Below are 5,235 nucleotides of genomic sequence, written 5' to 3'. Positions count from 1 at the left end.
CTTTTTTGTCCCCGTCGCCCTTGACGACTCTTCCGCACCTTTGGCGGGTGTTGGTCAAGGGCGAATCCGGCCCTCCGCATGCCCCACGATGCTCAATGGGATGATCTGTGTGGAGTTTTCATAGAACTTTTGACGCTACCTCGCCTGCCTGAGGCGGATTTTATAAATGAGCAATACGAGCGCGGCGACCGCCAATCCTTCCGCCACAGGCAAAAAAACAGCGAAAAACGTTAACACTGTGCAGCCGAGCGCCAGCAAGACGTAAATGACGGCGCTTTTCAACAGCGGCAGCCGGCGGGCAAAACCGAGACGGTAAACAAGCGCCGCCAGCAGCAAAACCGTGGCGTACAGCAGCCACATGCCGCGCTCGGGATTGCCGTCAACGTCATAAAGAGAGGCGAAAAACGTCAGCCGTTCCAGCACGTTCATATTGTTCCCTCCCGTCCACCCGAATGCCCGCCAAAACGCAGCCTTGTTTTGTTTCCTCTCAAGCGCCGCGCGGCAGAAGCATGCACACGCCGGCGCATCCAGGGCTTTCCCGGTTAGCCAAAGGCATGCCGCTTCTATTTTGCCTGTTGCGCCGCTTTCTTTCTCTTCTCCGCTTTTTCGCGCTCGCTTTTGCTTAAGATTTTTTTGCGCAAACGAATGGAAACCGGCGTCACTTCGCAATATTCATCGTCGTTCAAATACTCAAGCGCCTCTTCCAACGTCAGCAGGCGCGGCTTTTTCATCGTCACCGTCTGCTCTTTCGTCGATGAGCGCACATTCGTAACATGCTTCTCGCGGCAAATGTTGACGACAAGGTCGTTTTCCCGGTTGTGCTCGCCGACGATCATTCCTTCGTACACTTCTGTGCCCGGCTCGACAAAAATCGTGCCGCGGTCCTCAAGCTGCATAATGCTGTACGCTGTCGCCTTGCCGGTTTCCATCGAGACGAGCACCCCTTGGCGGCGGCCTCCGATCGCGCCAGGCTGCATGGGAGCGTAATGGTCAAATGAATGGTTTAAAATGCCATACCCACGCGTCAGCGACATAAATTCGCTTCGATAGCCGATCAACCCGCGCGACGGCACAAGAAAGACGAGACGCACTTGTCCGTTGTCTCCATGCACCATATCGGCGAGTTCGCCTTTGCGGCTGCCAAGCGATTCCATAACGGCGCCGGTATACTCTTCCGGAACGTCGATCACGACTCGTTCAATCGGTTCGCACAAAACGCCATCGATCTCTTTGACAATGACTTCCGGCTTCGATACTTGCAGTTCATACCCTTCTCGGCGCATGCTTTCAATTAGAATGGCTAAATGAAGCTCGCCGCGTCCGGAAACGATCCATGCATCCGGCGAATCGGTCGGCTCGACGCGCAGGCTGACATCGGTCTCAAGCTGGGTGAGCAGCCGCTCTTCCAACTTCCGTGCCGTCACATATTTGCCTTCGCGCCCGGCAAACGGGCTGTTGTTGACAAGAAAGGTCATTTTCAGCGTCGGCTCATCAATATGAAGCGGCGGCAACGGTTCCTGGCGGTCCGGCGGACAAACGGTCTCGCCGACGTTAATGTCTTCCATTCCCGCAACAGCCACGATGTCGCCGGCGTGGGCTTCTTCAATCTCGATCCGCTTTAAGCCAATAAAGCCGAACAACTTTGTGATGCGGAACTGTCTCACGGTGCCGTCGCGCTTCAATAAGGCGACTTGCTGGCCGGTTTTCATCGTGCCGCGGAAAATGCGCCCGATGCCGATGCGGCCCACGTATTCGTTATAATCGAGCAGGGCCACCTGGAATTGCAACGGTTCATCGCGATTGTCCGCCGGCGCCGGAATATGCTCGATGATCGTCTCAAACAAGGCGGTCATGTCCCCGCCTTGCCGGTCCGGGTCAAGGCTTGATGTTCCGCGCAGCGCCGATGTGTACACGACCGGAAACTCAAGCTGCTCCTCCGAAGCGCCGAGTTCAATAAACAAGTCGATCACTTCATCGACGACTTCCGCCGGACGGGCAAACTCGCGGTCGATTTTGTTGACGACGACAATCGGCACAAGCTGCTGCTCAAGCGCTTTTTTGAGCACAAACCGCGTTTGCGGCATACAGCCTTCGTACGCATCGACGACAAGCAAGACGCCGTCAACAAGGCGCATGATCCGCTCCACTTCCCCGCCGAAATCGGCGTGCCCCGGTGTATCCAAAATGTTGATGCGCGTCCCTTTATACAACACAGCAGTATTTTTGGCTAAAATCGTAATGCCGCGCTCACGCTCCAAATCGTTGCGATCAAGCGCCCGCTCCTCGACTTGTTCGTTTTCGCGGAATGTTCCCGACTGCCGGAGCAGTTGGTCGACGAGCGTCGTTTTTCCATGGTCGACGTGGGCGATAATCGCAATATTGCGAAGATCCATTCGTTTCTTGGTCAATGTTGGTCACTCCTGTTAGACAAGCTGCTCGTCTATTATATCACAAAACATAGAAAATCAAGCATATATAGATGCAACATAACGTTTGGTGAAGAGCCGCATTTTCCGGTACACTAGAAAAAGACGCCTCATTTTCCGAGAAAGGAGTCAAGCGGATGAAACGCATCGAACCTGTGCCGCTGCTACTCGCCATCCTCGCTGTCGCCGCCGTCATGGCGATCGGCGTTTTCATCGCTAGGCAAAGCGCAACCGGCATCGCCGTCTCGACGCTCACGTTTATCACCATTATGGGCGCCGGGTTCGTTCGCAAAAAGCGGATGCGCGAATAAAAAAACGGGACTGATCCGAAAACGCACTCGCATTTTGGATCAGCCCCTTTTCTTGCCGCAGCCTCCTTCTCGTCAGCCCCGAAGGTAGCGATACAAAATTTCCTCATGCACGCCCGGCTTGGCGGCAAGCACAGAGCTGCGGTTGAGCAGATCGATCGGCTTTCCGTCGAGGTTCGTCATGATTCCGCCCGCCTCTTCAATTAAAATCATCCCGCCGGCAAAATCCCACGGCGACAGGCGCGGCGAAATGTAGGCGTCCAAGCGGCCGGCTGCGACATAGGCGAGCTCGAGCGCCGCCGACCCGTACGAACGCGTGCCGCGCGCATCTTTGGCCAGCCTCACGAGTGGACGATGGTCGAGACGTTTATTTTCCATGAGCCATGTGCCATTAATGGCGATGATCGATTCCGCCATCGGTGCCGGCTGCAAGCGGCCGAGCGGCTCGCCGTTCAAAAACAGCCCCTTCCCTTTTTGCGCGGTATACAGCTCGTCAAAGACAACGTCATACACATAGCCAAGCTGGCCGACGCCATCTTCGAAAATGCCGACCGACACGGCAAAGTGGCGCCGCTGATGGACAAAGTTCATCGTTCCGTCAATCGGGTCAATGACCCATACAACGCCGTCCAATGCGGCCAGCTCATCGCCGAACCCTTCTTCGCCCAACAGGCGATGGCCGGGAAATTGGCGGCGGATGTGCTCGGCGAAAAACTGCTCAATGCCGCGGTCGACGTTCGTCACCAAGTCGTTGCGGTTTTCCTTCGTTTCCACAGTCAGCGGCTCCGCAAACGAGGCGCGGATGCGCTGTCCCGCTTCTGCAATCCATTGCCGGGCATACTGGTCGATCTCTTCCCATTTTCCTTCCATGTCTATTCCTCCCGCTTTTATTATGTACGCAGCAGCCGGAAAGGGGTGGGCACCGCTCAAGAAAAAAACGAACCGCAAAGATGGTTCGCCTTAAAAATGGTCATACTTGAAGGCGCATCAGTTCTTGGCGCAGCTTTTCAAGCCGCCGTTTGCATTCTCTTTTCTTTTCTTCATCGTTTTCCATCATGGCTTCATACAGCGTCGCCAATTCATAATCAAGTTCGAGCCGCAACACCGCCATGCGTTTGTCTCCGTCTAGCCGTTTCAGCGAATTGGCGGTTTTTTTCATCTTCGTCCGCACCCCTTTCTCGATCATCAGCTAAACTTCCGGCGCCCCTCACGGAATGTACTGCTTCGTTTTGTTTTATATTTTAATATTATGTGGAAAAAGGGGTGTATGCAACTAATTTGTGCGTTTACCTACCGCGTTTCGCCCGCTTGGCCCGATGTGAATCCAGTCGCCGTTTTTTGCCTCTTTCACCTGCTTGATGACCGCGTACGATGAATAGCCGCTTTCCTTTTCAAACTCGGCGTACAACCGGTTTTCCTCGCTTTTGGACGGGACGATCTCTTTGAAACGGCGGTATATCTCCATTAATTCTTCGCGTTTCATCCCCCGCTCATACGCCGTTTCGACCGCCGTAAAAAATTTAATGACATCGATGATTTCTTGCGTCGACCAATCATACGAAAACGGGTACGAATAGCCCATTGTTTCACCTCCGCTGTTAGTTTGCCCAACGGCGCCGAATTTGTTCCGCCTCGCCGATCATGCGGGCAAACAGTTCAGCGACCGACGGAATGTCGTGAATGAGCCCAATCGCCTGTCCGGCCCAAGCGAGCCTCAAGCATATGAGCGAACGGGCGGCCGTGCTGGCCGATGGCAAAATTAACTCCAAACGGCCAGTCCGTCTTTTCTTTCACTTTGCGGATTTCCTCGCGCAAGCGCTCCGGGCTTTCAAGCGACATCGCCGTAATTTGGCCGAGCCCGCCGGCGTTGGAGACGGCGGCGTCCAAGTCGGCGTACGCCAGATAGGCTCATCCCCCTTGAATGATTGGATATGTAATGCCGAGCAACTCGGTCACTCTCGTGTTCCATTCCATCGATTCATTCCCCTTTTTGATGTTATCCTTCTTTTACTTCTTGTTTTGATCGCCATTCTCCTTTTTTGGTGCAACATTCTTTTCTTCTTTGCAAACGAACAAATAAATGCTATAATGCATTTGTTTTATTTTTAAGGTAAAGAGGTGTGGGGAACCATTGTCACAACTCGAAACACCATTGTTTACCGGACTGTTGGAGCATATGAAAAAAAATCCGGTTCAATTTCACATCCCCGGCCATAAAAAAGGGGCCGGCATGGATCCGGAGTTTCGCTCCTTCATCGGAGAAAACGCCTTGGCGATCGATTTAATCAACATCAGTCCGCTCGACGATTTGCATCATCCGAAAGGGATGATCAAACGTGCACAGGAGCTCGCCGCCGAAGCGTTCGGCGCCGATTACACGTTTTTCTCAGTGCAAGGGACGAGCGGGGCGATCATGACGATGGTCATGTCGGTCGCCGGACCGGGCGATAAAATTATTGTGCCGCGCAACGTCCATAAATCGGTCATGTCTGCAATCGTCT

At 53.9% G+C, this 5,235-nt stretch carries 7 protein-coding genes and 2 pseudogenes; 2 read left to right on the top strand and 7 right to left on the bottom strand.

From position 1 onward, the window contains the following. Window positions 1-135 precede the first annotated feature (135 nt). Window positions 136-429, bottom strand: a complete 294-nt coding sequence (locus tag IKE44_RS01515) for a YlaH-like family protein (RefSeq protein ID WP_287464813.1) — start codon at window positions 427-429, stop codon at window positions 136-138. Between the two features lie 134 nt (window positions 430-563). Further along, window positions 564-2,408, bottom strand: a complete 1,845-nt coding sequence (gene typA / locus IKE44_RS01510; protein WP_287464812.1) for a translational GTPase TypA — start codon at window positions 2,406-2,408, stop codon at window positions 564-566. Between the two features lie 155 nt (window positions 2,409-2,563). Here typA and IKE44_RS01505 point away from each other — a divergent pair, with 155 nt between their 5' ends. Further along, window positions 2,564-2,737 carry a DUF5325 family protein gene (locus IKE44_RS01505; RefSeq protein ID WP_160315647.1) on the top strand — a complete coding sequence of 58 codons (174 nt, stop codon included), beginning with the start codon at window positions 2,564-2,566 and terminating at the stop codon, window positions 2,735-2,737. A gap of 72 nt (window positions 2,738-2,809) precedes the next feature. Here the strand turns inward: IKE44_RS01505 and IKE44_RS01500 are convergent, their stop codons facing one another. The 5 genes and pseudogenes from IKE44_RS01500 to IKE44_RS01480 form a co-directional block, all read right to left on the bottom strand. Then, window positions 2,810-3,604 carry an inositol monophosphatase family protein gene (locus IKE44_RS01500; RefSeq protein WP_287464810.1) on the bottom strand — a complete coding sequence of 265 codons (795 nt, stop codon included), beginning with the start codon at window positions 3,602-3,604 and terminating at the stop codon, window positions 2,810-2,812. 100 nt (window positions 3,605-3,704) lie between these two features. Continuing rightward, a complete protein-coding gene (locus tag IKE44_RS01495) occupies window positions 3,705-3,920 on the bottom strand; it encodes a hypothetical protein (RefSeq protein ID WP_287464809.1) in 216 nt (71 codons plus the stop codon). A gap of 87 nt (window positions 3,921-4,007) precedes the next feature. Further along, on the bottom strand, window positions 4,008-4,316 hold the full coding sequence (locus IKE44_RS01490) for a UPF0223 family protein (protein ID WP_033008499.1): 309 nt from the start codon (window positions 4,314-4,316) through the stop codon (window positions 4,008-4,010). A gap of 16 nt (window positions 4,317-4,332) precedes the next feature. Beyond that, window positions 4,333-4,503 (bottom strand): hypothetical protein, encoded by a 171-nt coding sequence (locus IKE44_RS01485; RefSeq protein ID WP_183083996.1) that lies wholly within the window; start codon window positions 4,501-4,503, stop codon window positions 4,333-4,335. Continuing rightward, window positions 4,439-4,636: pseudogene (locus tag IKE44_RS01480) on the bottom strand (nitronate monooxygenase); the annotation flags it as partial. The gene IKE44_RS01485 and the pseudogene IKE44_RS01480, both read right to left, overlap by 65 nt. 229 nt (window positions 4,637-4,865) lie before the next feature. Between IKE44_RS01480 and IKE44_RS01475 the strand changes: the two are divergent. Then, window positions 4,866-5,235 (top strand): annotated as a pseudogene (locus IKE44_RS01475) (arginine decarboxylase); the annotation flags it as partial.

Source organism: Geobacillus sp. (assembly GCF_017515625.1).
In the GTDB taxonomy this organism is placed as follows: Bacteria; Bacillota; Bacilli; order Bacillales; family Anoxybacillaceae; genus Geobacillus; species Geobacillus stearothermophilus.
Note: the sequence above shows the minus strand (reverse complement) of the source record. Positions and strands in the feature narration are given on the sequence as shown.

What these genes read in the sequence shown, in the direction of transcription:
- IKE44_RS01500 (WP_287464810.1), bottom strand. Translation starts at nt 3,604, where the DNA reads ATGGAAGGAAAATGGGAAGAGATCGACCAGTATGCCCGGCAATGGATT.
- IKE44_RS01515 (WP_287464813.1), bottom strand. Translation starts at nt 429, where the DNA reads ATGAACGTGCTGGAACGGCTGACGTTTTTCGCCTCTCTTTATGACGTT.
- IKE44_RS01490 (WP_033008499.1), bottom strand. Translation starts at nt 4,316, where the DNA reads ATGGGCTATTCGTACCCGTTTTCGTATGATTGGTCGACGCAAGAAATC.
- IKE44_RS01505 (WP_160315647.1), top strand. Translation starts at nt 2,564, where the DNA reads ATGAAACGCATCGAACCTGTGCCGCTGCTACTCGCCATCCTCGCTGTC.
- IKE44_RS01495 (WP_287464809.1), bottom strand. Translation starts at nt 3,920, where the DNA reads ATGATCGAGAAAGGGGTGCGGACGAAGATGAAAAAAACCGCCAATTCG.